Origin of the sequence: Rhizobium sp. PvP014, assembly GCF_017876855.1 — a bacterium.
Lineage (GTDB): Bacteria > Pseudomonadota > Alphaproteobacteria > Rhizobiales > Rhizobiaceae > Neorhizobium > Neorhizobium soli.
Genome location: NZ_JAGIOT010000002.1, coordinates 103,872 through 129,301 on the forward strand (window position 1 = coordinate 103,872; position 25,430 = coordinate 129,301).

The window sequence follows — 25,430 nt, forward strand, 5'->3', positions numbered from 1 at the left end:
GGCGCTGACGGCGCCCGTTTAATCTTCGGTTAACCATAAATCCGTACCCAGTATTTGAAGATCGTCAAGGGCGCGTCGCCCGCGACCATTCGAGACAGGGTTTGGGATGATTGCTCCAGCTATCGTGGCGGACGCGAAGCGGCGTCTGCGGCTTTGCACCGCCATCGTCACGCTGGCAGCGCTCGTTCCCGGCGGCGCATCGGCGCAATCGGCTTGGACCGGCGCCTCCGACAACGATTTCAAAAACGGCGCGAACTGGACAACGGCACCGGATGCCCCCGGCGCATCGGACGCAGCCTCGATCGGCTCCGGCGCCCCGACCGTCGCAACCGATGCCACCGTCGACACGCTCGCGGTGTCCGGCGGCACGCTCCACGTCGATGCAGATCTGACAGCGACGAGCGGCACGACCCTGTTCGACATGGGCCGCATGGAGATCTCGGAAAGCGGCACGCTGTCATCAGACGTCACGATGTCCGGCGGCTCCTTCAGTAATTCGGGAACGCTCTCCGGCGACCTCGCATCTTCGGGTGGCGAGATCGTCAACGACGGCTCGATCGAGGGCCGCACGACGCTGTCCGGTGATGCGCAGATGACCAACAATTTCGTCGTCACCGATGTCGATGTCGAAGCGACCGCCCGGTTCGTCAACAATTCCGGCGCCACGGCCGGCGCGGTCACCAATGCGGGCACCACCTCCAACGCCGGAACGATCGCCTCGCTCACCAATACCGGCGGATCCTTCACCAACAATGACGGCGGCACGATCACCGGCGATACGGTGGTCTCAGGCGGTACCGTCACCAACAACTTCGTCGTCACCGACGTCGATGTCGCAGCGTCAGCCAGTTTCGTCAACAATACAGGCGCCTCGGCGGCATCGGTCACAAACGCGGGCACGGCGTCCAATGCCGGCACTGTGGCAACACTTCTCAATACCGGCGGCAGCTTTACCAACAACGGCACTATTTCAGGCGCAACCACCCTTGAGGGCGGAACGCTCACCAACAATTTCGTGGTGACGACGGTCGATGTCGCGGCGGCTGCGATCTTCGTCAACAATTCAGGTGCCACGGCCGGCGAGGTCACCAACTCGGGCAATGCCTCCAACGCCGGAACGATCGCCTCGCTCACCAATACCGGCGGCACCTTCACCAACAATGACAGCGGCGAAATCACCGGAAGCACCACCGTGACAGGCGGCACTGTCACCAACAATTTCGTCGTCACCGATGTCGATGTCGCGGCTTCCGCCAGCTTCGTCAACAATTCGGGCGCGGTCGCCGGCGATGTCTCGAACGCCGGAACCTCATCCAACGACGGCACCATCGCCTCGCTCACCAATACCGGTGGCAGCTTTTCCAACACCGGCGAGATCAGCGGCGATGCGACGGTGTCAGGAGGAGTGCTCGTCAATGACGGCACGATCGGCGGCGCGATCGATATCGGCACCGATGGCATGCTGTCAGGCACAGGGGAGATCGGTGGCCTCACCGTCGGGTCAGGCGGCACGCTGTCGCCCGGCCCAGGTATCGCAACACTTGCCGTCAACGGCGACGTCACCTTCGAAGCCGGCTCGACCTATCAGGTGGAAACGCAAGCCGACGGCACGTCCGACAGCCTAGCCGCCACCGGTTCGGTCAGCATCGAAGGCGGCACGGTCCAGGTTCTCGCGGGCGCAGGCACCTATTCACCTGCTACGACCTACACGATCATCACAGGCGAAAGCGTTACCGGTGCCTTCGACGACGTCACCACCGATCTCGCCTTCCTGTCGCCCATCCTTGCCTATGGCGCCGACGACGTGACGCTGAGCCTCTACCGGAACGATGTCGATTTCGCCGACGTCGCGAACACCGCCAATACGCGCGCAACAGCTACAGCGGTCCAGTCGCTCGGAACTGAAAACGACGTCTTCCTCGGCGTTCTCCAGCAAAACGCCGATGGCGCTCGCGATGCCTTCTCGCAGCTTGGCGGCGAGATCCACGCCTCGTTGAAAACCCAGCTTTTGAGCGACAGCCGGCTCGTCCGGGACGCAATCGTCGACCGGGTGAACGGTGCCGTCCCGATCCGCGCATCGGCCGATGGTGCGACGAGCTTCTGGGCGACGGGCATCGCAGCAACTGGGCAATTGCGCAGCGACGGCAACGCGGCCGGCATCGACAGCCACGCGGCGGGATTGATCGCAGGCTTCGACGGGCAGGCCTCCGATCACTGGCGGCTTGGCGGATTGTTCGGCTACAGCAATGCCTCCTCGGGCAGCGAGGCGGACTGGGAAAGCTATCACGCCGGGCTCTACGCTGCAGCGACATGGGGTGACGTTACCCTCACATCCGGCGCCGTCTATTCCGAAAACCGCATCTCGACGTCGCGCAGCGTCAACTTCGGTACTTTCACGGACAATCTTCAAGCCGATTACAGAGGCGCCACCCGCCAGCTGTTTACCGACCTGTCCTGGAAGACGACGGCAGGTCCGGTCACGCTGCAGCCCTTCGCGAGCCTCGCCTATATCAATCTCGACACGGATGGTTTTCGCGAAAAGGGCGGGGCGGCCGCTCTGACGGGGAATGGCGAAACGGACAACATCGCCCTTTCCACATTCGGCCTTCGCTGGTCGGCGCAAATGCCCGTCGAGGACCTGCCGCTCACCGTGTCAGGCATGCTCGGCTGGCGTCACGCAATGGGCGACCTGACGCCCGCATCCCGGCTCGCCTTTGCCAGCGGCGGCAGTCCGTTCATGCTGGAAGGCGTGGCTTTGCCGCGCGACACGGCCGTCGTCGAAGCCTCCGTCACGGCGCAGGTTTCAAAGTCCGCGCGACTGAAGGTGACTTATTCCGGCGAATTTGCCCATTCTCTGACGAGCCATACCGCCAAGGCCAGCCTCGTGGTGCAGTTCTAGATCCCGCCCCATTCACCGAGTGCGGCAATCACCGCCGGCAGGTCGCTCATGCGCGAAATCACCGTTTCGGCGCCGGCATCCGTCAGCCGGTCCGCATGGCTCGGATAGGTATGCGATGCTCCGGTAAAGCCCACCACCCGCATGCCGGCCGTGCGTGCGCCGTGGATGCCATGGGTGGAATCCTCGATCACCAGGCACCTGTCCGGCTCAACGCCGAACTCCTTTGCCCCATGCAGGAAGATGTCCGGCTTCGGCTTGACGCGGTCGGGACCGAGGTCCTTGGCGGAATAGATGTGGTTTTCGAAATAAGGCTTGAGGCCGACCTTGGTCAGCATCATGTCCAGCCGCTGGCTCGATGAATTCGAGCAGATGCAGCGCTGCGTGGTCAGCCGCGACAGCGCAAACTTGACGCCGTCGATGATCTTGACGCTGCGTTCCAGCCGCTGGTCGAGCAGCTTTTCCGATTTGTCGAGCAGGGACGCCGACAGCGGAATATCCGCTTCCTGTTCCACCTGCAGAAGAATGTTCTTCCAGGTCATGCCGGCAAAGCGCTCGCCCATTTCCTCGACGCTGATCGGATAGCCCGCTTCCGTCAGCAGCCGGGATTCGACCTGTGCTGCGATGATTTCGGAATCGACGAGCACGCCGTCGCAATCGAAGATGATGAGGTCGAAGCCGCTCATGATGGATACTCATTGATGAAAGAAGGTGAGGGCGATCTACACGAGGGCAGCGCCGGAAACAATGCGGAGAGCGATTTCCTCTACCGCCAAAGCGGCAAGAACACGGCGCGCCTCAGAAACCGTAGCGCGCCTCGGCAAGATCGATCTCGCGAACGAGCTTTCGCGCGATTTCCTCGGAGATCTTGCGCCGGCGGCCAAGCCGGAACAGCTCGTCGCGTTCGGCACGCAGGGCGGCCAGCCTGAACCGCTTGTCGACCTCCTCCATCTTGCGCAACAGCTCTGCCTCGTCTCCGAGCTTGGAACGGCCCTCGATCCGCTGCCGGTAGAGTTCCATCAGCCGCGTGCCGACCTCGCCGTAAAGATCGGCGTCGGTGCGGCCTTCGCTCATCGCATGCTGCAGTTTCTCGATCATGCGGATCGCAGCTTCGGCTGCAGCAATCCGGGCGATATCCTCTTCCTGGAGGTGGTCAGGTTCCGGCGGCAATTCGAGGTTCTGGAGAAGATAGGGAAGGCCGATGCTGGCCGCCGTCAGCGACAGGATGATCACGCCGGCTGCCAGGAATATCACCAGATCGCGTGCCGGAAACGATGTGCCGTCGTTCATGGCAAGCGGCAGGGTGAGGATACCCGCAAGCGTGATCGCACCGCGCACGCCGGCAAGCGACATCGCAGCCAGAAGCCGCCAGTGCGGCTTGCGGATCGCCTCTCCGCGACGCGCGGCGCGATACAGGGTAAAGCGCAAGGATACCCACACCCAGGCGAAACGCAGAGCCGCGAGCGCGACGGTAATGAGCGCCACATAGGCGATCAGCCAGATCGGGTGGAGATGGCCGGTCTCGGTGACGATCCTGGCGGCACCTGAGACGATGCCCGGCATCTGTTCGCCCAGCAGCACGAAAATGATGCCGTTCAGCGCAAACTGCACCGTGTCCCACACCGCGTAGCGCCGCATGCGGGTGGCAGCCATCGTCTGGCCGCGCAATTCGGCAAAGCTCATGGTGATGCCCGCCGCAACAGCTGCCAGAATGCCGGAGCAATGCAGGTGCTCGGCCAGAAGATAGGCGCCGAACGGAATGAGCAGGCTGATCAAGATCTGCGCGCCGGGCTCTTCGCCGAGCTTGCGCGACACGTAATACTTCGCCTTCATGACCACGAATGTGGTGCCAAAGCCGATCAGGATGCCGCCGATAGCCACCCAAAGGAACGTACCCACCGCATCCGTCAGCGAGAACACGCCGGTCAGCACGGCGGCCACCGCAAACTGCATGCAGACAAGGCCCGACGCATCGTTGAGCAGCGATTCGCCCTCCAGAATATGCATCAGCCGGCCAGGGATCGGCACCCGCGCGGCAATCGCCGAGACCGCGATCGGATCGGTTGGCGAGAGAATGGCGGCGAGCGCGAAGGCGACCGCAAGCGGTATCGCCGGGATCATCCAGTGGACCAGAAAGCCGATCAGGATCACCGTGAATACGACAAGCCCGAGCGCCAGTTCCAGGATCACCGCCTTGTCGCGGAACAGCCCTTCCTTCGGAATGCGCCATCCATCGAGAAACAGTAGCGGCGGCAGAAACAGCAGAAAGAAGAAATCCGGATCGAGCTGCACCGCAGACCCCGTCACGCCGGCGATCGCGGCCCCAAGCGCGATCTGCACCAGCGGCAGCGGAATGCCGACAGGCGAAAGCCTTGCCAGCGTGCCGCTCAGAACCACGGCGAGAAGCAGGACCAGGGCAATGGTGATGCTTTCCATAGTGGCGCTCCTATCCGTTCCGGTTCCGGCCTGAATAAGAAATGGGAATGGATGAGGCAAGGGCCGGGAAGGGGGGTGCGACCTTTAAGACCGGCTCAGTCGTTCTTGTAGGCCCAGCATCGCGGCTTTGAGCGGCGGCAGGTCATGCGCAATGACGTCCCAGATAAATTCGTCCATCAGAACACCTGCGTTGCAGAAAGTTCTATCCGATCTTTCAGGATCGGATGAAGGCTGTCCCGCGTCGTGACGTCTACAGGCACGACAAGTTCATCCTCGAGAAACAGCTTGATCCCGACAAGATCGAGCAGAGAGAACTTCTTGCTCTCGTCATAATCGATAAACAGATCGAGATCGCTGTCGGGTCCGGCTTCGTCGCGGGCAACCGAGCCGAACAGATAAAGCGAGGTCGCGCCGAGCGCCCTGATCGCGTCGGCCTGCCGTCTCAGCTTCTCGATCGCCTCTGCTTTTTTTAAGAGTTGTAGCCTAGCGCATCTTCGCGCCGCTTCCCATCATTTTGCTTTTTTCCAGAAACAGGCCACCGGCTTCAGTCTTTGGTAACCAAAATGAGTAACCATAACAGTCAGTAAATTCGTGTTCAGTACAGCGTAGCGAGTGTCTCATGGCCGCAGTCCTTCCTTTGATCGACCTCCAGAAACAGGCCCGTCCTCACGCCTGGATGAACTCCATCATCAAGGGCGATTGCGTGGCAGCCCTCGAGGCGCTGCCGGATAAATCGGTCGATGCGATCTTTGCCGATCCGCCATACAACCTGCAGCTCGGCGGCGCCCTGCATCGCCCCGACCAGAGCCTGGTCGATGCCGTCGATGACGACTGGGACCAGTTCGCGTCCTTCCAGGTCTATGATGCCTTCACCCGCGCCTGGCTGCTTGCCTGCCGCCGCGTGCTGAAGCCGAACGGCACGATCTGGGTGATCGGTTCCTACCACAACATCTTCCGCGTCGGCGCGATCATGCAGGACCTGAATTTCTGGCTCCTCAACGATATCGTCTGGCGCAAGACCAACCCGATGCCGAACTTCAAGGGCCGAAGGTTCCAGAACGCCCACGAGACGATGATCTGGGCCAGCCGCGATGCCAAGGCCAAGGGCTACACGTTCAACTACGAAGCCTTGAAGGCCTCCAACGACGACGTGCAGATGCGCTCCGACTGGCTGTTTCCGATCTGCTCGGGCGGCGAACGCCTGAAGGGTGACGACGGCAAGAAGGTTCATCCGACCCAGAAGCCGGAAGCGCTGCTCGCCCGCATCATCATGTCCTGCACCAAGCCCGGCGATGTCGTGCTCGACCCGTTCTTCGGTTCCGGCACCACGGGTGCTGTCGCCAAGCGTCTCGGCCGCAACTTCGTCGGCATCGAACGCGAGCAGGATTATATCGACGCTGCATCCGCCCGCATCGCTTCGGTCGAACCGCTCGGCAAGACGGAACTGACGGTCATGACCGGCAAGCGCGCCGAACCGCGTGTCGCCTTCAATTCACTGGTCGAAAGCGGTCTCGTCAAGCCTGGCCAGATCCTCACCGACGCCCGCCGCCGACACAGCGCCATCATCCGCGCCGACGGCACGCTGACCTCGAACGGCGACGCCGGATCGATCCATCGCCTCGGCGCCAAGGTTCAGGGCTTTGATGCCTGCAACGGCTGGACCTTCTGGCACTACGAGGAGGCCGGCGTCTTGAAACCGATCGACGACCTTCGCACCATCATTCGCAACGGCCTGCCAAAAGCGGACTGAGCCACCAGTCCCGGGACCAGATCCCATGTCAGCTCGCGAGCTTCCTCTTCCGGTTTTGTACCTCTAGTCCCGGAAGAGGATCATGTGACGCCCGGAGTTTGAAGGCTCCGGGCGTCATCTTTTTTATGGGGCAATGCACTGATTTCGGGGCCGCAACGACGCAGGCTCTGACCAGAGTAACCCTGAACACCTCCGAACTAGAATGTTTCGGCCCGTCCGCCGATCACCCGGCTAGGTTGCCTGCCGTCCATCCGGGTATTCTGCAGGCCCCTTGATCTCGATCTTATTGCCAAACGGGTCATGGATGTAGAACGAGTGCCCCATGCCCCGGGCACCCCCATGAAACGCTTCCTGGACGATCTCGACTCCGTGCTTATCGAGATGCGTCCGCAGTTCGTCATGGTCGAAAGGGCTGGTCGCAAGACAGACATGATCGACATTGCGCCCACCGGTCACCAGAGGCGCTGCTTTCGTTCCGCCCGGGTGAGTTACATCCCACAAGACGATCAACGACGACCCGAACCACACCTGCTCCATCCCCAGTCCCGGATAGGAATAGCCAGGACGGCACCCTAGGACGTCAGTGTAGAAGGCGAGGGCGCGTTTCATGTCGTCGATCAGAAACACGATGTGATCAATGCCGACGGGAGCGAATGGTATTGCCATGAGGGGTGCCGTCTTAACGTGAGGTCGATTGCAAAACGAGGTGGGTGGGCCGGGAACTTATATCGTCAGCATACCGGCTACCACCCCCAACGCTCACACCTCGATACCGTGATCCCTCAAATCCTTCCGCAGCGTTTCCGAATCCGTGAAATGCACAGCGTGCCAGCCCGCTGCCCGCGCGCCTTCGACGTTGGGATAGCTGTCGTCGATGAAGATCGAGGCTTCGGGGGTGAGGCTGAAATCGCGGGCGTGCTTTTCGTAGATTGCCACATCCGGCTTGATCAGGCCGATCTCGCCCGACACCGTGACGCCGCGCGGCTTGTCGAGAAACGGGAATTTCCGGCGGGCTTCGACGAATGTGTCGGCGGCGAAGTTGGTGAGCATGGTCACGTCGCGGCCGTTCTCGATCAGGCTCTCGAAGATGGCAACCGAGCCGTCATAGGCATGCGGCACCATTTCGTGCCAGTGCTGGCGAAAGGCCCGGATATTGGCTTCCTGTTGCGGATGCTGTTCAAGCAGCAGCGCTTCGGCCTCGCTCCAGCTGCGGCCGCGGTCCTGTTCCAGGTTCCATTCGTGGGTGCAGACGTTGTCGAAGAACCACTTGCGTTCGGTCTCGTCGGGAATGATGCGGCTATAGGGAAGGTTGGGGTCGTAGTGGATCAGAACCTTGCCGATGTCGAAAACGATGTGATCAATCTTGGCCGCCATAGAGGATGTTTCCTGCTGTCAGTTTGGAGCTTTTGCGAAGGCGAGTGGTATAGCCTGGACGATTGCTTTTTTCATGACGGTCGGCAAGGCCTGGTTCTCCAGGCTTTCCACCGGTTCCCACCAGCCATTGTCCACAGCCACCTTGGTCACCTTCGCGCGAAAAATCGAAAGCCGCAGCTCGAAATGGGTGAAGACGTGAATGACCGTGCCGCAGGCCTGCCAGTCGGCAGAGGGGATCGGCGCGTGATCGATCGTCGTGCCGCCATCTAGCCGCGCGGTCCAGGCGGTCGTCGGCACTTCCGTCATGCCGCCCAAGAGTCCGGTCTCGATGCGCTTTCGCAGCAGCACTTCGCCATCGGGCGTCACCGCCACGAAGGCAGCGCCTTGGCGAACCGGCTTTTCCTTCTTTGCGGCCTTCACCGGAAACCGCTCAGGGTCGTCGCCGGCCAAGGCCAGACAGTCGTCCCGGAACGGACAGAGCGCGCAGGCGGGACGTTTCGGGGTGCAGATCGTCGCGCCGAGATCCATCATCGCCTGGGCAAAATCGCCCGGCCGGTCAGCCGGCGTCAGCTCCACGACCTTTGCCTTCATGGCGGGCTTGGACCCCGGCAGCGGTGCATCGATCGCATAGAGACGCGAGATCACCCGCTCGACATTGCCGTCCATCACAGCCGATTGCCGGTTGAAGGCGATCGCGGCAACGGCGGCCGACGTATAGTAGCCGATGCCGGGCAGGGCGCGCAGGCCGTCTTCCGTATCGGGAAACACCCCGCCATGATCGGCTGCAACCGCTTCTGCGCATTTCTTCAGGTTGCGGGCGCGGGCATAGTAGCCAAGCCCCGCCCAGGCCGCCATCACGTCGTCGGAAGGGGCTGCGGCAAGATCGGTCACCTTCGGCCAGCGCTCGAGAAACTTTGCGAAATACGGTTTGACCGCCTGCACTGTCGTCTGCTGCAACATCACTTCCGACAGCCATATGCGATAGGGGTCGGGCCGGATCCCGGCTTTGGCAGCCGTCGGGCTGATCCGCCAGGGCAGCTCGCGGTGGTGCCGATCGTACCAGGCGAGAAGCCTTTCCGCATGGGTCGGGCCATCGGCCGAATTCGTCGTCTTGGGAAGCGTCTGGAGCATCGTTTGCCGTTTGCCGCTGGAATGGCCTATAGGTATGCGTCAATGCGCCGGCATCAAGGACGGCACAACCTCAGGCGGCCAGTTATCCAGCGATGAATGCTCCGAAACCTCCGTTCCGCCGCAAAGGCGCGCTGCAGATCTCCGAAGTGGCGAACGGCATCATCGATCCGGTGCTGGCCCGCCGCGCCGGCATATCCACCTCGCTGCTCGGCTCCTGGGACGCGATCGCCGGCGAGGATTTCGCCGATTGCACGCGGCCGGAAAAGATCGCCTGGTCGCGCTATAACGATGGCTATAGCGAGGGAGGCCACCAGCCTGGTGTCCTCACCATCGCCTGTGAAGGGTCCCGCGCGCTGTTCCTCGGTCATGCCCAGGGCGAACTGATCGCCCGCATCAACGGCTTCTTCGGCTTTCCGGCGGTGCGCCAGATCCGCATCGTGCAAAAACCGGTGTCTCAGACGTTCAAGCATCCGCGCAAACTGCAGCCCCTCAAAGGCGAAGCGGCGAAACGGCTGGAGGGCATGATGGAAGGGATCGAAAGCGATGCGCTGAAGAAAGCCGTCGCCAGGCTCGGCACCGCCGTTCTCCAGCAGAAGCGCAAATGAGAGTTCCAGGGCCCCCGCCACTCTCATTCCTGTGCTCGTCACAGGAATCCAGCCAGCCCAAGTCCTTGGGCTGAAATAACTCTTTTCATCGCAGGGCCCGTTTCCCTCCGACTAGCATACGCATCCTGACGCAACAGAGCGGAAAAGGCCGAGGAATACACCGAACTATCCCTCGCACCGCCATTTCGTCACAATTCTTTGAAGGGATTTAACACTCCACCGCTTGTCGGGGCCAAGGCGCCACGATACGGAATATCAAACTTTTTCAAATCTCGAACACGGGTGTTCCATGCAGTTGAACGATAAGACCATCACCAGACGCGCGCTTCTCGGCGGAGTGGCGGTCACGGCGCTTTGCCTGTCGCTGCCGCTCGGCATCTCCGACGCCTTTGCCCAGGCCCTTCCGGAATCGCAGGGCGATGTGGATATGGCGGCGGCGCTGAAGCCTGGCACCCTGCCGGAAATGGCGCTCGGCGAAGAAAACGCCAAGGTCACCGTCATCGAATACATGTCGATGACCTGCCCGCATTGCGCACACTTCCACAACACCACGTTCGAGACGATCAAGAAGAACTATATCGATACTGGCAAGGTTCGCTTCATCATCCGCGAATTCCCGTTCGATCCGGTCGCGACCGCTGCCTTCATGCTGGCCCGCTGCAACCCGCAGAACCCGGCCGAACTCGCAACGTCTGCGCAGTATTACCCGATGGTGTCGATGCTGTTCAAGCAGCAGCGCGCCTGGGCGGCACCTGCCGACAAGGATGTGCGCGGCGCCCTCCTGCAGTCGGTCAAGCTTGCAGGTTACTCACAGCAGAGTTTCGAAGCCTGCTTGACGAACCAGAAGCTTCTCGACGACATTAATACCGTCGTTAAGCGGGGCAACGAGGAATTCGGCGTCAATTCCACACCGACCTTCCTGATCAACGGCAAGAAATACTCCGGAGATATGACGGTTGACTCCATGTCGAAGCTTTTCGACAGCCTTCTGTAAGATCGCCACCCCGGCGGGTAGGGGACCCGTCGGCGGGAGAAAGGGCGCAGCATGAAATTCAACAAGCTGCGCGTCGTGGGCTTCAAGTCCTTCGTCGAGCCGACGGAATTCATCATCGAGCGAGGGCTGACCGGCGTGGTCGGCCCCAATGGCTGCGGCAAGTCCAACCTTGTCGAGGCGCTGCGCTGGGTGATGGGCGAAAACTCCTACAAGAACATGCGCGCGTCCGGCATGGACGACGTGATCTTTTCGGGCTCGGGCAACCGTCCGGCCCGAAACAGCGCCGAAGTCGGCCTCTATCTCGACAATTCCGATCATACGGCACCCGCCGCCTTCAACGATGCCGATGAGATCCAGGTGTCGCGCCGCATCGAGCGCGAGAACGGCTCGCTCTACCGCATCAACGGCAAGGAAGCCCGCGCCAAGGATGTGCAACTCCTGTTCGCGGATGCCTCGACCGGCGCACGCTCGCCCTCCATGGTCGGACAGGGGCGGATCGGCGAACTGATCAATGCCAAGCCCCAGGCGCGCCGCCAGCTTCTCGAAGAAGCCGCCGGCATTTCCGGCCTGCATTCGCGCCGCCATGAGGCCGAACTTCGCCTGCGCGCCGCCGAAACCAATCTGGAGCGGCTGGAAGATGTCGTCGCCCAGCTGGAAAGCCAGATCGAGAGCCTGAAGCGCCAGGCCCGCCAGGCCAACCGTTTCCGCATGCTGTCGGCCGATATCCGCGCCCGCGAGGCGATGCTTCTGCATATCCGCTTCGTCCAGGCCCGCGAGGCGGAGGCGGAAGCCGAAACCGCGCTCAACCAGGCCACCAATATCGTCGCCGAAAAGGCGCAAGGGCAGATGGAAGCGGCAAAGGCACAAGCCATTGCCAGCCTCCGATTGCCGGAACTGCGTGAGGACGAGGCGAAGGCCGGTGCCGCCCTGCAGCGCCTGCAGATCGCCCGCGGCCAGCTCGAGGAAGAAGCCGGCCGCCTGCTGCGCCGTCGCGACGAACTGACGCGAAGGCTCTCCCAGCTTGCCGAAGACATAAGCCGCGAGGAACAGCTTGCCGCCGACAACACCGCTTTCCTCGACAAGCTGGATGGCGAAGAAGCCGAGCTGACTGAGACGCTGGCGGAGTCTGGTGCGGAAGCCGAAGACCTGCGTGAGGACTTCGAGTCAGCTGCCGCAACGCTTGCCGACAGCGAAAAGCTGTTTGCCGCGGTGACCGCCGAACGTGCCGAAGCTTCCGCCGGACGCAACGCGCTGGACCGGCTGATCCGCGATCTCGCCGAACGACGCCAGCGCCTCGACCGGCAGATGGCCGATGCGACGGGCGAACTCGACGCGATCGGACAAAAGCTTGATGGCCTCGACAACCCGGCCGAGCGGCAGGACGCGGTGGAAGCCGCCGAAATTGCCGTCGAAGATGCGACGATCGGGGCCGAAGAAGTCGAGTCGGCGCTCGCCCATGCGCGCTCGAACGAACTCATGGCCCGCGGCCCGGTGGAATCTGCCCGATCGGCGCTGAACGCGCTCGAAACCGAAAAGCGCACGATTTCGCGCATGCTGGCGGCCGGCGCCCTGTCCGGTGGCTTCGTTCCCGTTGCCGAAATGATCCGCGTCGATCGTGGCTATGAGGCAGCGCTTGGTGCAGCCCTCGGCGATGATCTCGAAACACCTGTCGATGCATCCGCCTCCGCCCACTGGTCGATCAATGGCGACGGCGCCGCTGATCCCGGCCTGCCGGAGGGAGCGCTGCCCTTGTCGACCTATGTCACGGCGCCGCCGGAACTGGCGCGCCGGCTCGGGCAGATCGGCGTGATCTCGCAAGACGACGCCGAGGGGCTGATGCCGCTGCTGCGCCCTGGCCAGCGCCTCGTGACCCGAGAGGGTGCCGTCTATCGCTGGGATGGCCATATCTCGGGCTCCGAAGCGCCGGGTGCGGCTGCCCTTCGCCTGTCCCAGAAAAACCGTCTGTCGGAGCTGGAAGGCGAGATCGACGAGGCGCGCGATATCCTCTCGGAAACCGAGGATGCGCTGGCGCAAGCCGGCACCGCCATCTCGATTGAGGAAAAACGGCTCGCCGAAGCGCGCGACCGCAGCCGTTTTGCCGCCCGCCAGTTGAGCGATGCCCGCGATGCGCTTGCCGCAGCCGAACGGGCAGCCGGCGATCTCACCCGTCGCCGCGATGTGGTTGCGGAAGCGGTCAGCCAGCTGACCGGCCAGATCGAGGATCTCGGTGTCCAGGAAGAAGATGCGCGCATCGAGCTCGAGGACGCACCGGATCTCTCCGCCATTGATGCCAAGCTGTTGAACCAGCAAAGCGTTGTCGCCACCGATCGGGGCCGTCTCGCCGAAGCGCGCGCAGCCTTTGAGGGCCAGAGCCGCGAGATCGAGGTGCGCAAGCGCCGCATCGCCGCCATCGCCCAGGAACGCGCCGCCTGGGTCTCCCGCATCGCCAGCGCCGCCGATCATATCGGCAGCCTGCGCCAGCGCGAGGAAGAGGCGCGCGACGAGATCGTCGATCTCGAAGCAGCACCTGAAGAATTCGACGAGCGCCGCCGGGCACTGATCAACGAATTGCAAAAGGCGGAAGCTGCCCGCAAGGCCGCCTCCGATCGGCTGGTCGAGGCCGAAACCCGCCAGCGCGAAACCGACCGTATCGCCGCCACGGCCTTGTCGGAACTCGCCGAAGCCCGCGAAAAGCGCGGCCGTGCCGAAGAGCGTCTGGTCTCCGCCGCCGAAAAGCGCCACGAGGGCGAGCTGCGCATCCGCGAGGCACTCAATGTGGAGCCGCATGACGTGATGCGCATTGCCGGCATCGCGCCCGGCGCCACGCTTCCTGACATCCGCGAGATCGAACGGGAAGTCGACCGGCTCAAGATGGAGCGCGAGCGGCTCGGTGCCGTCAACCTGCGCGCCGAGGAAGAGCAGAAGGAGCTTTCCGACAAGCTCGCCGCGCTGATCCACGAGCGCGACGACATCATCGACGCCATCCGCAAACTGCGCGGCGCGATCCAGAGCCTCAACCGCGAGGGCCGCGAACGCATGCTGGCCGCCTTCGACGTGGTCAACAAGCAGTTCCAGCGGCTGTTTACCCACCTCTTCAACGGCGGCACAGCCGAACTGCAGCTGATCGAATCCGACGATCCGCTCGAAGCCGGCCTCGAAATCCTCGCCCGCCCGCCGGGCAAGAAGCCGCAGACGATGACGCTTCTGTCCGGTGGCGAGCAGGCACTGACGGCGATGGCGCTGATCTTTGCCGTCTTCCTCACCAATCCCGCACCGATTTGCGTGCTGGACGAAGTGGATGCACCGCTCGACGACCACAATGTGGAGCGTTACTGCAACCTGATGGACGAGATGGCCGCGTCGACCGAGACGCGCTTCATCATCATCACCCACAACCCCATCACCATGGCCCGCATGAACCGCCTGTTCGGCGTCACCATGGCAGAGCAGGGCGTCTCGCAGCTGGTCTCCGTCGATCTGCAGACGGCGGAACTCTTGCGCGAAGCCAGCTGAGCCAGCGCTTTCCCGGTCAACCGGTCGCGGCCTCCGTATTTCTACCTACGTCAATTTACTCATATGGGACATCAGCGTCTCGGCGTAGTGTAATTTAACTAAAATCATATTGACGTGTGGTGCCTCGATGCCGCAAGTTCAGCATCGAAGTACCGCCGATATAGAGACCCCCCGCACGGGTTTTCCTGTCCTGTGCGGAAGGCTTTGCGGGGCCGATGTGATCCGGCCCCGCAAAGCGTTTTCATCTCTTTCCGACATCCGCGCCGCAGGCGTCCTTACAGCCCCGTCAGCCGCACATTCGTCCCCCAGGGGTCGAGAATGTCGATATGATCGACAGCCCTCGTGAAGCTAACCGACGCCTGTTTCAGCTTGTCCTTCAGCGCAAGCAGGTCGCTCTTTTCTGCAAATTCCAGCGAGAACCAGTCGAGCCCGGTTTGCGTCTCTTCCCGCATTCCCGCACCGGCGCTCTGCCAGGTGTTGAAGGCGAGGTGGTGATGGTAATGGCCGGACGAGAAGAAGCCCGAGTCGTCTCTGGTGCCCCGGGTCGATGACAGGCCGATCAGATCGCCATAGAAGGCCCGCGCCTTGTCGATCTCGCCGACCCGCAGATGGATATGACCGATCCTGAGGTTGGCGGGCGCTTTTGTGTAGGTGTCGCGGTTGATGTCGGTAGTCGCGACGATATCGTCCACGTCGAGCGCCTCGGTGCCCATCGTCACCACATTGCCGTTCCATGTCCACATTTCATGGGGCCTATCCCAGTAGACCTCGACGCCGTTTCCTTCGGGATCGGTCAGATAGACAGCCTCGCTGACGCTGTGATCGGCAAATCCTGTGATCGGAAATTGCCGCTGCGCCACATGCACCAGCCAGCGGGCGAGATCGCCGCGGTCCGGCATCAGGTAGGCGATGTGAAACAGACCGGCAGACCCCGGCGTCTCGAAGGCGGCCTCTGCCGAACGGACGAGATGCAGAAGCGGCGATCCCCCCGCACCCAGCACGACGCGATCGCCGGAAACATCATCCTGCTCGATAATCTCGAGCCCGAGCATGGCCTGGTAGTAGGCGGTCATGGATTTGAGGTCCCGCACCCGAAGCGCCGCCTGATCCACATGGACAGGCGTCGTCACGGCAAAGGGCAGGGCAGGTGCAGCCATCGCCGCGCTCGTTCCTTCCGCCAGCAGCGCGCCGTTAAGGGCGGCCGTCGCAGACACGACACCCGCCAGTTTCAATGCATTCCGTCTCGTGATGGTCATCGAAGGCCCTGAAGGTTCCGGCGGCGTTATAGAGACGCGCTAGCCCATGCGCACGTCACTTTCCTGTCAGGCATGACAACTCACCGATTTTGCTGCGCTGCAACATAATCCTGACGCATAATTCCCAAACGATCATAAACGCTGTAAATGCTTGAGAAGACTGGGTGGAGATGCGAAATGGCGAAATGGGTCTATCGCTTCGGCGATGGCAAGGCGGAAGGAGGCGCTGGTGACAGCATCCGTCTTGGAGGCAAGGGCGCAAACCTCGCGGAAATGGCAAGCCTCGGCCTGCCGGTGCCGCCCGGACTGACGATCGTCTGCGATGCCTGTACCCATTATTTCGAAAACGCCCGCATGCTGCCCGACGGTCTGAAGGCCGAAGTCCTCGATGGCATCGCCGCCATGGAAGCAATCACCGGCCGCCGTTTCGGCGCAGGCGTGCAGCCGCTGCTTCTTTCCGTCCGCTCCGGCGCCAGGGCCTCCATGCCCGGCATGATGGACACCGTCCTCAATCTCGGCCTCAACGACCAGACAGTGCAGGCGCTCGCTGAAGATTCCGGCGATGCCCGCTTCGCCTGGGACAGTTACCGCCGCTTTATCCAGATGTATGCCGATGTGGTGATGGGCCTCGACCACGAGATCTTCGAGGAGATCCTCGAAGACGAGAAGGCGCGGCTGGGCCACGAATACGATACCGAACTTTGCGCCGCCGACTGGCAGCACCTCGTCTCGCTCTACAAGCAGCTGATCGGGGAGGAACTGGAAACGGGTTTCCCGCAGGATCCGCACGAGCAACTCTGGAAAGCGATCGCCGCCGTGTTCGCGAGCTGGATGAACCCGCGCGCGCAAACCTTCCGCATGCTGCACCGGATCCCCGAGGAATGGGGAACCGCGGTCAATGTCCAGGCCATGGTGTTCGGCAACCTCGGCTCGACATCGGCCACAGGCGTTGCCTTCACCCGCAATCCGTCGACCGGTGAGAAAGCCTTGTACGGCGAGTTCCTCGTCAATGCGCAGGGCGAGGATGTGGTCGCCGGCATCCGCACACCGCAATCGATCACCGAGGAAGGCAGGCTCGCCTCCGGTTCCGACAAGCCCTCGATGGAAAAGCTGATGCCGCAGGCATTCGCCGAGTTCCGCACGATCTGCGACCGGCTCGAAGCCCATTACTGCGACATGCAGGATGTGGAATTCACCATCGAGCGCGGCAAATTGTGGATGCTGCAGACACGCAACGCCAAGCGCACCACCCGTGCCGCCATGAAAGTCGCCGTCGACATGGTCGAGGAAGGCGTCATCACCGAAAGCCAGGCCGTCTGCCGCATCGATCCGCCCTCGCTCGACCAGCTGCTGCACCCGACCATCGATCCGCGCGTCGAACGCCACGTGATCGGTTCTGGCTTGCCCGCATCGCCGGGCGCTGCCACCGGCGAGATCGTGTTCACAGCCGAAGAGGCCGTCGAAGCCGACAAGGAAGGCCGCAAGGTCATCCTCGTGCGCATCGAGACCAGTCCGGAAGACATCCACGGCATGAACGCCGCCGAGGCGATCCTGACCACCCGCGGCGGCATGACCAGCCATGCGGCCGTCGTTGCCCGCGGCATGGGCATTCCATGCGTCGTCGGTGCCGGCTCCATGCGCGTCGACCTGCGCAACGAGGTGCTTCTTGCCGCAAACGGCGTCAGCCTAAGGCGCGGTGAAGTCATCACCATCGACGGATCCTCCGGCCAGGTGCTGAAGGGCTCCGTGCCGATGACCCAGCCCGCGCTGTCTGGCGATTTCGGCAAGCTGATGGCCTGGGCCGACAAGACCCGGCGCATGACCGTGCGCACCAATGCCGATACGCCGCAGGATGCCCGCGCCGCCCGCTCGTTCGGGGCGGAGGGCATCGGTCTCTGCCGCACCGAGCACATGTTCTTCGAAGGCGACCGCATCCACATCATGCGCGAGATGATCCTGGCGGAAACCGAGAAGGCGCGGCGCGCAGCGCTCGGCAAGCTCCTGCCGATGCAGCGGTCGGATTTCACCGAATTGTTCGAAATCATGCACGGCCTGCCGGTCACGATCCGCCTGCTCGATCCGCCGCTGCATGAATTCCTGCCCAAGACCGAGGCCGAGATCGACGACGTCGCCCGCGCCATGGGCATGCCGCCGGCCTTCCTCGCAAGACGCATCGATGCGCTGCACGAGTTCAACCCGATGCTCGGCCACCGCGGCTGCCGGCTTGCCATCTCCTACCCGGAAATCGCCGAAATGCAGGCACGCGCTATCTTCGAAGCGGCTGTCGAAGCCGGAAAGACCACCGGAGAACCGGTCGAACTCGAAATCCTCGTGCCGCTGGTCAGCCTGCGCAAGGAGCTGGATTACGTGAAGGGCGTCATCGATGCGGTGGCGAAAGACGTCGCCCGCGAAACCGGCGTCCCGATCGCCTATCTGGCGGGCACGATGATCGAATTGCCGCGCGCCGCCCTGCGCGCCCATGTGATCGCCGAAACCGCGCAGTTCTTCTCCTTCGGCACCAACGACCTCACCCAGACCACCTTCGGCATGTCGCGCGACGACGCGGCGGCCTTCATTCCCACCTATCAGCGCAAGGGCATTATCGAGCACGACCCCTTCATCTCGCTCGATTTCGACGGCGTCGGCGAACTGATCCAGCTTGCAGCAGAGCGCGGCCGCAAGACGAGGGCAGACCTGAAACTCGGCATTTGCGGGGAACACGGCGGCGACCCGGCCTCGATCCGCTTCTGCGAAAACGCCGATCTCGACTACGTCTCCTGCTCCCCCTTCCGCGTGCCCATCGCAAGGCTCGCCGCCGCCCAGGCAGCGATCGAGCGGACGAAGGGCTGACCGGTCAGTGGCGGTGAATATAAACCGGCCGCGTCACCACGATCGGCGGGCGTCCCATCATCGCATCGCTTTCTGCCCGCCATGCGCGTCGCTCGGCGCGGCGGTCGAGCTCGAGGTCGAGCAGGCAGCGCGCCATGGAATCGGTCCCGGGACGGAACCCAAAGCGCGCGCAGGACTGCTGATCCGCCGCCCGCCGCTCCTCCGGTGTGATTGTCTGGCAGGAAGTGAGTGCCGTTCCGATGACGGCCAGTGTAGCGAGAAGGGCAAGACGCATGATAGGCTCCAGATCTTGGCTGCGGCATCCGGAGGTCGCTTTCGCGGATCCCAACTCGGTACCAAACCTATAACGACGCAATGCTCCAGACATGTCAAAGCCTGTCACCAGTGGAGGTTGGATTGGCCCGGCACTCGTGTGACCGAATGAAGAAGGTAGGCATTGTTGCGTGGGCGATCATCGCCGCCCTATTCGCGGTCTACAAGATAACCAGCGTTCCATTTCCTTTTGTGCAGGCTTGGTGGCACGCTGCAGATGACGATCCGCACGACCGCTTTTCCAAACGCCACCGCATGGCTGACTGACTCGTGATGACAGGCGCATTGGAAGGCTTGAGCCGTGGCGAGGTCCTGGCGAAACTCGGACAGCCACCACCCACAGCCAAGTTTACGGACTATGATCTCGTTTATCACCTCGGCGATGAACGCGGCTTCTTGTCCATCGACTCCGAATGGCTCGTGGTGCGCCTGTCTCAATCTGGGAAGGTGACGGAAAGCCAGGTGATCCGCGACTAATAATCTGCAAGGATTCCATTCCCCGCCGCGCTGTTCTACAGAAGGAACGAGACTTTGCATGGAGCCGCTTTCACACAATGACCGTCCGCTTTGTCCGGCCCGTTTCCCGCGCCGCCTATTTCGGGCGCAGGCTCGGCTTCTGCGCTTTTCTTCTATTCGTGGTTGCAGCCGTCGCGCATCGGTTCGGGCCGCTGAACGAGCCGGATTTCGTGGCACTTGTGCTGTGTTCCGCAGCCATCGCGGCTGCCTCGGTACCGCTGTCGCTGCTGGGTCTCGCGCGGCTCTGGAGTGTCGGTGCAAGAGGAGGCGTTGCTGCTGCACACGGGCTGGTGTTTGCAGCCGTCCCGCTTGCCGTCGTGGTGATGGGAACCGTGTCCTATCTCACGCTGCCGCCGCTTTACGACATCTCCACCGATATCGCCGATCCGCCTGCCTTCGTCTTCGAACCGACAGCCGACCAGCGCTTCCTGCCGCAGCGCCCGCCGATGGTCACGCCCACTGAGCGCCGCGCGCAGTTTGCCGCCTATCCGCGCCTCACCGGACGACGTTACGAAGGGGCCGTCGACCGCGTCTACGAAGGCGTCCAGAAGGCGCTACAGTCCGCCCGGATCGGCATCGTCAAGACAGAGGGGCTGGAGCTGGTGGAGCCCGACATCCTCACCCGTGCCGCGCCCCGCGACGAGCAGGCGCCGGTGCCGGATGTGGCGCCGGTGCCGCTGCGCCGGCCTGAACTCACGCTCGAGCCGACGATCGGCACCGCCGGCGATGTGCTGCTTCAGGGCGAGACCCGCACGCTGGTGCTCGGCCTGCGCTTCGATATCGTGATCCGGTTGCGTGAAGATGCCGAGACGACCTCCGTCGATCTGCGCGTCGTCTCGCGCTTCGGCCCGCATGATCTCGGCCTCGGGGCTGAGATTGCCCAGGATTTCCTCGATCGTCTCGATACCGAACTGCTCGGCATCACCGGCGGCTAAGCGCCCGTCAAGCCAGCGTATAGATGCCTGAAAGCGATGGCGGTCCGTCGGTTGCAACCTGTCCCTTGCCAATCAGGTCTTCCAGATGCGCCAGCACCGAAAGGGCGGCCGCACCATGCAGCCGCGGATCCGTCCGCGCATAGATCGCCGTCACCATATCCGGGATCAACCGGTCGCCGGCGCGGATCCGCTCCAGCACCGCACGCTCGCGCATCCGCCGGTGCGTCCGCAGGCCGCGCAGAAAAGAGGCGGGCTCCGTCACCGGTCCGCCGTGCCCTGGAAAGAAGATCCGGTCTTCGTCCCCGCGCGCCAGAAGCTTTTCGACCGACGCCATGAAATCCGCCATGGATCCATCCGGCGGCGCAACGATCGTCGTCGCCCAGGCCATCACGTGGTCGGCAGAAAACAGGATGCCGGAATTTTCCAGCGCGAAGGCGCAGTGGTTGGCGGTATGGCCGGGTGTATGGAGGACGGTCAGCGCCCACCCGTCGCCCTCGATCCTCTCACCATCACCGGCCGCGATATCGGGCACGAAATCGGTATCAGCGCTTTCAGCGAGTGGATTGATCTCGCCCGCGTGCAGGGAACGGGACGCCCGGTGCGGCCCCTGCGCCACCGTCAGCGCTCCGGTCGCTTGGCTCAGCCGCCGTGCCAGCGGCGAGTGGTCGCGATGCGTATGGCTGACGAAGATATGACTGACACGCCGCCCGTCGAGCGCCGCCAACAGCGCCTGAAAATGCGCCTCGTCCTCCGGCCCCGGATCGATCACGGCGACCGACGATGTCCCGACGATATAGCTGTTGGTGCCATGAAAGGTAAACGGCGAGGGATTATTCACCGTCAACCGCTGCACCCCTGCCGCGATCGTCACGGGCACGCCATAGGAGGGCGAAAAGGTCAGATCGAAATCAAGGTCGTCCGGCATGCTCAAAAACTGTCCTGCCGCCAAGGGCGCTTGTTGTCATCTCCCCGAGGTTTAGCACCCGATCAACGCCCGTAAACCCGAAACCCCGCGTTTATTCGTGACAATCCCGAATTTTGCCGTTGAGAGGGCGGCAAAGCTTTGCTAGAGCAAGGCCACTTCCGGTCCGGGCCAGCAATGATTTGCCCCCGACCTGTTGGGGCGTCGCCAAGCGGTAAGGCTCCGGTTTTTGGTACCGGCATCCCAGGTTCGAATCCTGGCGCCCCAGCCAACGCATCACGTTTCGTGCAAACCCTCCAACAAGTGACCGAGAAGCGCCTGGCCGCATATGGTCCTCAGATCCTGTGGTCTCCCGTGTTTTCCATAACTGACGACGTAGTTTATTTTAGACGAATGTAATTCTTTTGAAACCCTTGAGAGTTGCATATGCGAACAGGAAGAAATTGGTTCTTGTGTCGCATTAATGAGTTCATTCAATACAATCTCTCAAAGCCTTATCGATGTTTGGCTGCGGTCGGGCGAGATGGCAGACCCGGAAAGCGTGTATTCTAGCTTCGTCTCCAGCCTCTCCATCAAGATGGCGCTGTCCGTTGTCGCAACGGGAGACGAAGACCCGTATGACTGGCGGTTTCGGCGGGTGAGGGACTTTGGGTTCAAGAGCCATTTGCTTGGTCAATTGAGGCTGCAATTTCCCGATGCCAACCTTCGAGATCTCGATCGAGGCTTCGTCGATGAGGCCATCATCCCAACCTATTCCCGCTGTCTGCAGGTCGGGCGCCCGACGCTTGAGCTTGTCAGAACGAAGGTTCTCGGGGTCAGGATCGGCTACGAGCGACTGCTGCTTCCTCAAAAGTGCGAGGGAAGGCCGAACTGGTGTATCAGTCTGGTCGAAGGGCGGTTCTTTATTCCGCCGTCGAAAGAAGCAAAGACCGACATGACGGATGACAACATCATCCAGCTGCTGATCGAGGGGCAGACGACCAAGGAAATCGCCGAAGACCTTCACCTCTCGCCAAGGACGATCGAGCATCGCATCGACAAGCTGAAGGGTCGGTTCGAAGCCAAGAACCTCGTGCACTTGGTGGCAAAGCTCGTCGCCACGCAGATTGGTCATAGGGAAAGAGAGAACCCCTAGAGCGTTTCCTGGCAAGATTGAAGCATTCTGCTGCCTCGAACGATTGCAGATGGTTGCCCGGTCGGCGCCCGTCGTAGCCACATTCGACGGTCAAGTCGGCCGGGCGCTCAGGCCTCCCGATCCAGCCAACCCGATGGGCCGGGCAGCCTTTCGCCAGGATCAAAGCCGATCGGCTTTGACGTACCCACAGATATGCCCTTCGCCTTGCCTGTCCGAAATCCTGCGCCGGCAGGATGATTTACTCTCGCTGGGAAACGCTCTCGGTTACCGGTTTACAACCCGATTGATGGCAGCTCTTTCCCGGAGAGCCTCAAGCGACAATCCGGTACTTGTCGATGCGACATTGTAGAGGGCAGTGGAGATATTCTTGGTCTGGAAGGCCAGACCATTTTCGCCGAGCCGGTGATTGAAGCCTAGAAAATTGCCATTGCGGTCGAGGAGTACGTGGAGGCCGAAGAACATCTGGTCGAAGTCCTGGCTTCGCGGCTTGTAAAGATCTGTGCCGCCTGCGGACGTGTTGATCTCGCCGTCGAAATTCGCGATGAACATCTGCGTGACGGCGATGGCGTTGGGGCCGTGCTCGGTTACGACTTCCCCGAACTTGCAGGCTCCAAGATGCGGGACAGACTGCAGAATCGACGCACGAATTGCCTTGCGCATCCGGTGCCCTGTCGGAAGCGAAGAGGCGAAGAGGTGATTGGCATCGTCGCCGAGGATCGACAGGTTCTCCTTCGTGACAGCGATGACTTCTGAAAGAACCATGTCTGCGGCGAGCCGTCGAAACTTTTTGGCTGAGGTTGCCATCGGTTCCGGCTCGCCCGCTTCGCCATGAAACCAGCGTGTGTATTTCGCTGATGGGAGCGCAGCATCGCTAGAACTTGAGGCGGACAACGCCGTGCGCGAGATTTTCTTTACGTCGTCACCGAAACGGTCCCCGTACTGGAGCTTGGCTACACTCATGATGCCCTCTCTTCTTGCGTTGATGAAGAAGATATGAGTGCAGCCTTAAGAGGTTGCTCCCAGACGCTCCGTAGTTTCCCCTCAATTGACGCAGGTCAACTTTCGCTAGGGCGCGCTTGCAGCATTTTGGAAAGGCGGTTCTTCGCAGCAATGGCAATGGCAATGGCAATGGCAATGGCAATGGCATTCGGTATGCGGATAAGAATGGGTGCAGTGACACCGTGGTGCGCGGCTGCTGGAAGCGGGAGCGCTCCCACGCCCCGCGATGTTCTCGACTGGCACATAGGCGCAGCGGCCTTGATGTCTTAACCAAATTCCTTAGCCTTGCTTTAACCGCCGAAGCCTAGCGTCTGGAAACGGTTGAGGTGGTTAACTGAGACCGTAAAACCGCACCGATCCTAAATTTGGCAAGGGTAGGTGGCTGTCCACTTGTTGTTGAAGGCGCAGTGTGCTTTCAAGGGGCGTCCTTGCGCGACACCGGCCTTGCGTCGTGTCGGCCATCGACTTCGGAATCTGGAGTACTTGATTTGTTGCGAATGACTGCAGTCGTGTTCTGCGTGGCTTTGACGGGATGTCAGGCCGTTCCGGGGCAGGGGCCTTTGGCGTCGGCAATCACGACCGAGGGCGGTCAGTCCGCAGCCGAGTTGAATCGTCCGAATGCCGAGGTCTTTGACGTTGTCGACGTGGACAGCCGTTCCGCACGCCTTATCTCCGATTATGTCTCGACCGCGTTGAAGCGTCGATTTGGATTTGGCGGCGGCGGTGGCCGTGCCGTGATCGGCATCGGCGACCAGTTGCGCGTGACGATCTTCGAGGCCGGTGCAGATGGCCTGTTCTCGACACGCGAGTCGAAGCAGACCCCTATCGAGCTGGTCGTCCAGCCGGATGGCAAGGCCGCGATCCCTTATGTCGGCCAGGTGCGGTTCGCAGGCAAGACGCTTGAGGAAGCTCGCCAGTCCATTCTCACGGCGCTCCAGAGCAAGGCAGTCGAGCCGGATGTCATCGTGACAAGCGCAGACACGCCTTCACGCTCTGTGACGGTATCAGGCGCGGTGGCGAAGTCGTCGCAGACCCCTATCGGCCTCAGTGGCGACCATATCACGGATGTCATCGCCAAGGCCGGCGGCGCAACGGCGCAGCCCTATGAAACATATGTCACGCTTGTGCGCGGCAAGCGCACTGGCACGGTGCTTCTTAAATCGATCATCGACAATCCGAACGAGAACATTTTCGTCCAGCCGGGCGACCAGATCTTCCTGTCGCATGATTCGCGCACCTTCACGCTTCTGGGCGCGATCAAGGGCAACAGTCGCAAGGAATTCGGCGCGAACGACCTGAACCTTCTTGAAGCAGTTGCGATGGGCGGCGGCGGCGACGACGCGTCGGTCAATGGCAGCGGTTACTTCCTGTTCCGCTACGAGGAACAGGAAGTCGTTCAGAGCCTGCTCGGTCCTGCACGCCTCAATGCCATGTTGCGCAAGGGAATGAAGCTCAACAGAGACGGACGTTACCCGATCGTCTACAGGTTCGACATGAGCAAGCCCGACAGCCTGATCGTCGGCCAGACGTTCCCGGTCAAGAACCGCGACGTCATCTACGCGGCACGCCATTTCTCGGTCGACTTCACGAAGTTCCTGCGCATCATCAGCGCGCCGATCAGCACGGCGTATCAGGGCCAGCGCTTGCTGGAGGACTTGTAGCCCGCAGCCGCCGGAGCCCTCCCAAGGGATTTCGACGGTATCTTCAAGGGCCACTGCGACGGCGGAGCGCTGTTGCTTCATAGAGTTACGCCTAGGGCAGTGCCTGGCCCGTAAAGGGCTGCTGCGAGCCCGTATTCCCCATCAC

Annotated in this window: 21 protein-coding genes and 1 tRNA gene; 12 read left to right on the plus strand and 10 right to left on the minus strand. The window is 62.0% G+C overall.

The window, feature by feature from the left end; translation table 11 throughout:
• Positions 1 to 106: 106 nt before the first annotated feature.
• Positions 107 to 2,899, plus strand: a complete 2,793-nt coding sequence (locus J3A65_RS05080) for an autotransporter domain-containing protein (protein ID WP_209900075.1) — start codon at positions 107 to 109, stop codon at positions 2,897 to 2,899.
• On the opposite strand, the gene J3A65_RS05085 is transcribed toward J3A65_RS05080, so the two are convergent.
• The 3 genes from J3A65_RS05085 to J3A65_RS05095 all read right to left on the minus strand — a co-directional run bounded on the left by J3A65_RS05085 (position 2,896) and on the right by J3A65_RS05095 (position 5,787).
• Complete coding sequence (locus J3A65_RS05085; protein ID WP_209900077.1) at positions 2,896 to 3,582, minus strand: HAD family hydrolase; 687 nt, start codon at positions 3,580 to 3,582, stop codon at positions 2,896 to 2,898. The genes J3A65_RS05080 and J3A65_RS05085 overlap by 4 nt on opposite strands.
• Before the next feature lie 112 nt (positions 3,583 to 3,694).
• Positions 3,695 to 5,332, minus strand: coding sequence for a Na+/H+ antiporter (locus J3A65_RS05090; protein WP_209900079.1), 1,638 nt, complete (start codon positions 5,330 to 5,332; stop codon positions 3,695 to 3,697).
• A 176-nt stretch (positions 5,333 to 5,508) separates the two neighbouring features.
• Positions 5,509 to 5,787, minus strand: a complete 279-nt coding sequence (locus J3A65_RS05095; protein ID WP_209903330.1) for a nucleotidyltransferase family protein — start codon at positions 5,785 to 5,787, stop codon at positions 5,509 to 5,511.
• A gap of 164 nt (positions 5,788 to 5,951) precedes the next feature.
• Between J3A65_RS05095 and J3A65_RS05100 the strand changes: the two genes are divergently transcribed.
• The gene (locus J3A65_RS05100; RefSeq protein WP_062453606.1) at positions 5,952 to 7,082 is read left to right on the plus strand and encodes a site-specific DNA-methyltransferase; all 1,131 of its coding nucleotides are present in this window, start codon (positions 5,952 to 5,954) and stop codon (positions 7,080 to 7,082) included.
• Positions 7,083 to 7,313: 231 nt separating this feature from the next.
• Here J3A65_RS05100 and J3A65_RS05105 read toward each other — a convergent pair whose 3' ends face one another.
• The 3 genes from J3A65_RS05105 to mutY all read right to left on the minus strand — a co-directional run bounded on the left by J3A65_RS05105 (position 7,314) and on the right by mutY (position 9,587).
• Positions 7,314 to 7,748, minus strand: a complete 435-nt coding sequence (locus J3A65_RS05105) for a VOC family protein (RefSeq protein ID WP_209900081.1) — start codon at positions 7,746 to 7,748, stop codon at positions 7,314 to 7,316.
• 93 nt (positions 7,749 to 7,841) lie between these two features.
• A complete protein-coding gene (locus tag J3A65_RS05110; RefSeq protein ID WP_209900083.1) occupies positions 7,842 to 8,456 on the minus strand; it encodes an HAD family phosphatase in 615 nt (204 codons plus the stop codon).
• Positions 8,457 to 8,474: 18 nt separating this feature from the next.
• Positions 8,475 to 9,587: an A/G-specific adenine glycosylase gene (mutY, locus tag J3A65_RS05115; RefSeq protein WP_209900085.1), complete on the minus strand. Its 1,113-nt coding sequence runs from the start codon at positions 9,585 to 9,587 to the stop codon at positions 8,475 to 8,477.
• A gap of 92 nt (positions 9,588 to 9,679) precedes the next feature.
• Here mutY and J3A65_RS05120 point away from each other — a divergent pair, with 92 nt between their 5' ends.
• The 3 genes from J3A65_RS05120 (at position 9,680) to J3A65_RS05130 (ending at position 14,699) form a co-directional block, all read left to right on the plus strand.
• Positions 9,680 to 10,192 carry a DUF721 domain-containing protein gene (locus J3A65_RS05120; RefSeq protein ID WP_209900087.1) on the plus strand — a complete coding sequence of 171 codons (513 nt, stop codon included), beginning with the start codon at positions 9,680 to 9,682 and terminating at the stop codon, positions 10,190 to 10,192.
• A 289-nt stretch (positions 10,193 to 10,481) separates the two neighbouring features.
• Complete coding sequence (locus J3A65_RS05125) at positions 10,482 to 11,186, plus strand: DsbA family protein (protein WP_113109616.1); 705 nt, start codon at positions 10,482 to 10,484, stop codon at positions 11,184 to 11,186.
• 51 nt (positions 11,187 to 11,237) lie between these two features.
• Complete coding sequence (locus J3A65_RS05130) at positions 11,238 to 14,699, plus strand: chromosome segregation SMC family protein (RefSeq protein ID WP_209900089.1); 3,462 nt, start codon at positions 11,238 to 11,240, stop codon at positions 14,697 to 14,699.
• Between the two features lie 275 nt (positions 14,700 to 14,974).
• Here the strand turns inward: J3A65_RS05130 and J3A65_RS05135 are convergent, their stop codons facing one another.
• Complete coding sequence (locus J3A65_RS05135; protein ID WP_209900092.1) at positions 14,975 to 15,955, minus strand: VOC family protein; 981 nt, start codon at positions 15,953 to 15,955, stop codon at positions 14,975 to 14,977.
• Between the two features lie 177 nt (positions 15,956 to 16,132).
• On the opposite strand from J3A65_RS05135, the gene ppdK reads away from it, so the two are divergent.
• Positions 16,133 to 18,805, plus strand: coding sequence for a pyruvate, phosphate dikinase (ppdK, locus tag J3A65_RS05140; RefSeq protein ID WP_209900094.1), 2,673 nt, complete (start codon positions 16,133 to 16,135; stop codon positions 18,803 to 18,805).
• 4 nt (positions 18,806 to 18,809) lie between these two features.
• Here the strand turns inward: ppdK and J3A65_RS05145 are convergent, their stop codons facing one another.
• The gene (locus tag J3A65_RS05145; RefSeq protein WP_209900097.1) at positions 18,810 to 19,079 is read right to left on the minus strand and encodes a hypothetical protein; all 270 of its coding nucleotides are present in this window, start codon (positions 19,077 to 19,079) and stop codon (positions 18,810 to 18,812) included.
• A gap of 146 nt (positions 19,080 to 19,225) precedes the next feature.
• On the opposite strand from J3A65_RS05145, the gene J3A65_RS05150 reads away from it, so the two are divergent.
• The 3 genes from J3A65_RS05150 (at position 19,226) to J3A65_RS05160 (ending at position 20,568) form a co-directional block, all read left to right on the plus strand.
• Positions 19,226 to 19,384, plus strand: a complete 159-nt coding sequence (locus tag J3A65_RS05150) for a hypothetical protein (RefSeq protein ID WP_209900099.1) — start codon at positions 19,226 to 19,228, stop codon at positions 19,382 to 19,384.
• A 6-nt stretch (positions 19,385 to 19,390) separates the two neighbouring features.
• Complete coding sequence (locus J3A65_RS05155; protein ID WP_209900101.1) at positions 19,391 to 19,594, plus strand: hypothetical protein; 204 nt, start codon at positions 19,391 to 19,393, stop codon at positions 19,592 to 19,594.
• A gap of 77 nt (positions 19,595 to 19,671) precedes the next feature.
• Positions 19,672 to 20,568: a DUF1499 domain-containing protein gene (locus tag J3A65_RS05160; protein WP_209900103.1), complete on the plus strand. Its 897-nt coding sequence runs from the start codon at positions 19,672 to 19,674 to the stop codon at positions 20,566 to 20,568.
• A gap of 7 nt (positions 20,569 to 20,575) precedes the next feature.
• On the opposite strand, the gene J3A65_RS05165 is transcribed toward J3A65_RS05160, so the two are convergent.
• A complete protein-coding gene (locus J3A65_RS05165; protein WP_209900106.1) occupies positions 20,576 to 21,493 on the minus strand; it encodes an MBL fold metallo-hydrolase in 918 nt (305 codons plus the stop codon).
• A 194-nt stretch (positions 21,494 to 21,687) separates the two neighbouring features.
• Here J3A65_RS05165 and J3A65_RS05170 point away from each other — a divergent pair.
• Positions 21,688 to 21,761: transfer RNA gene (locus J3A65_RS05170), tRNA-Gln, on the plus strand.
• 252 nt (positions 21,762 to 22,013) lie between these two features.
• A complete protein-coding gene (locus tag J3A65_RS05175; RefSeq protein ID WP_162759497.1) occupies positions 22,014 to 22,625 on the plus strand; it encodes a helix-turn-helix transcriptional regulator in 612 nt (203 codons plus the stop codon).
• A gap of 264 nt (positions 22,626 to 22,889) precedes the next feature.
• Here J3A65_RS05175 and J3A65_RS05180 read toward each other — a convergent pair whose 3' ends face one another.
• Positions 22,890 to 23,585 (minus strand): DUF6656 family protein, encoded by a 696-nt coding sequence (locus tag J3A65_RS05180; RefSeq protein ID WP_113489988.1) that lies wholly within the window; start codon positions 23,583 to 23,585, stop codon positions 22,890 to 22,892.
• Positions 23,586 to 24,112: 527 nt separating this feature from the next.
• On the opposite strand from J3A65_RS05180, the gene J3A65_RS05185 reads away from it, so the two are divergent.
• Positions 24,113 to 25,285: a polysaccharide biosynthesis/export family protein gene (locus J3A65_RS05185; protein WP_209900109.1), complete on the plus strand. Its 1,173-nt coding sequence runs from the start codon at positions 24,113 to 24,115 to the stop codon at positions 25,283 to 25,285.
• Positions 25,286 to 25,430 lie beyond the last annotated feature (145 nt).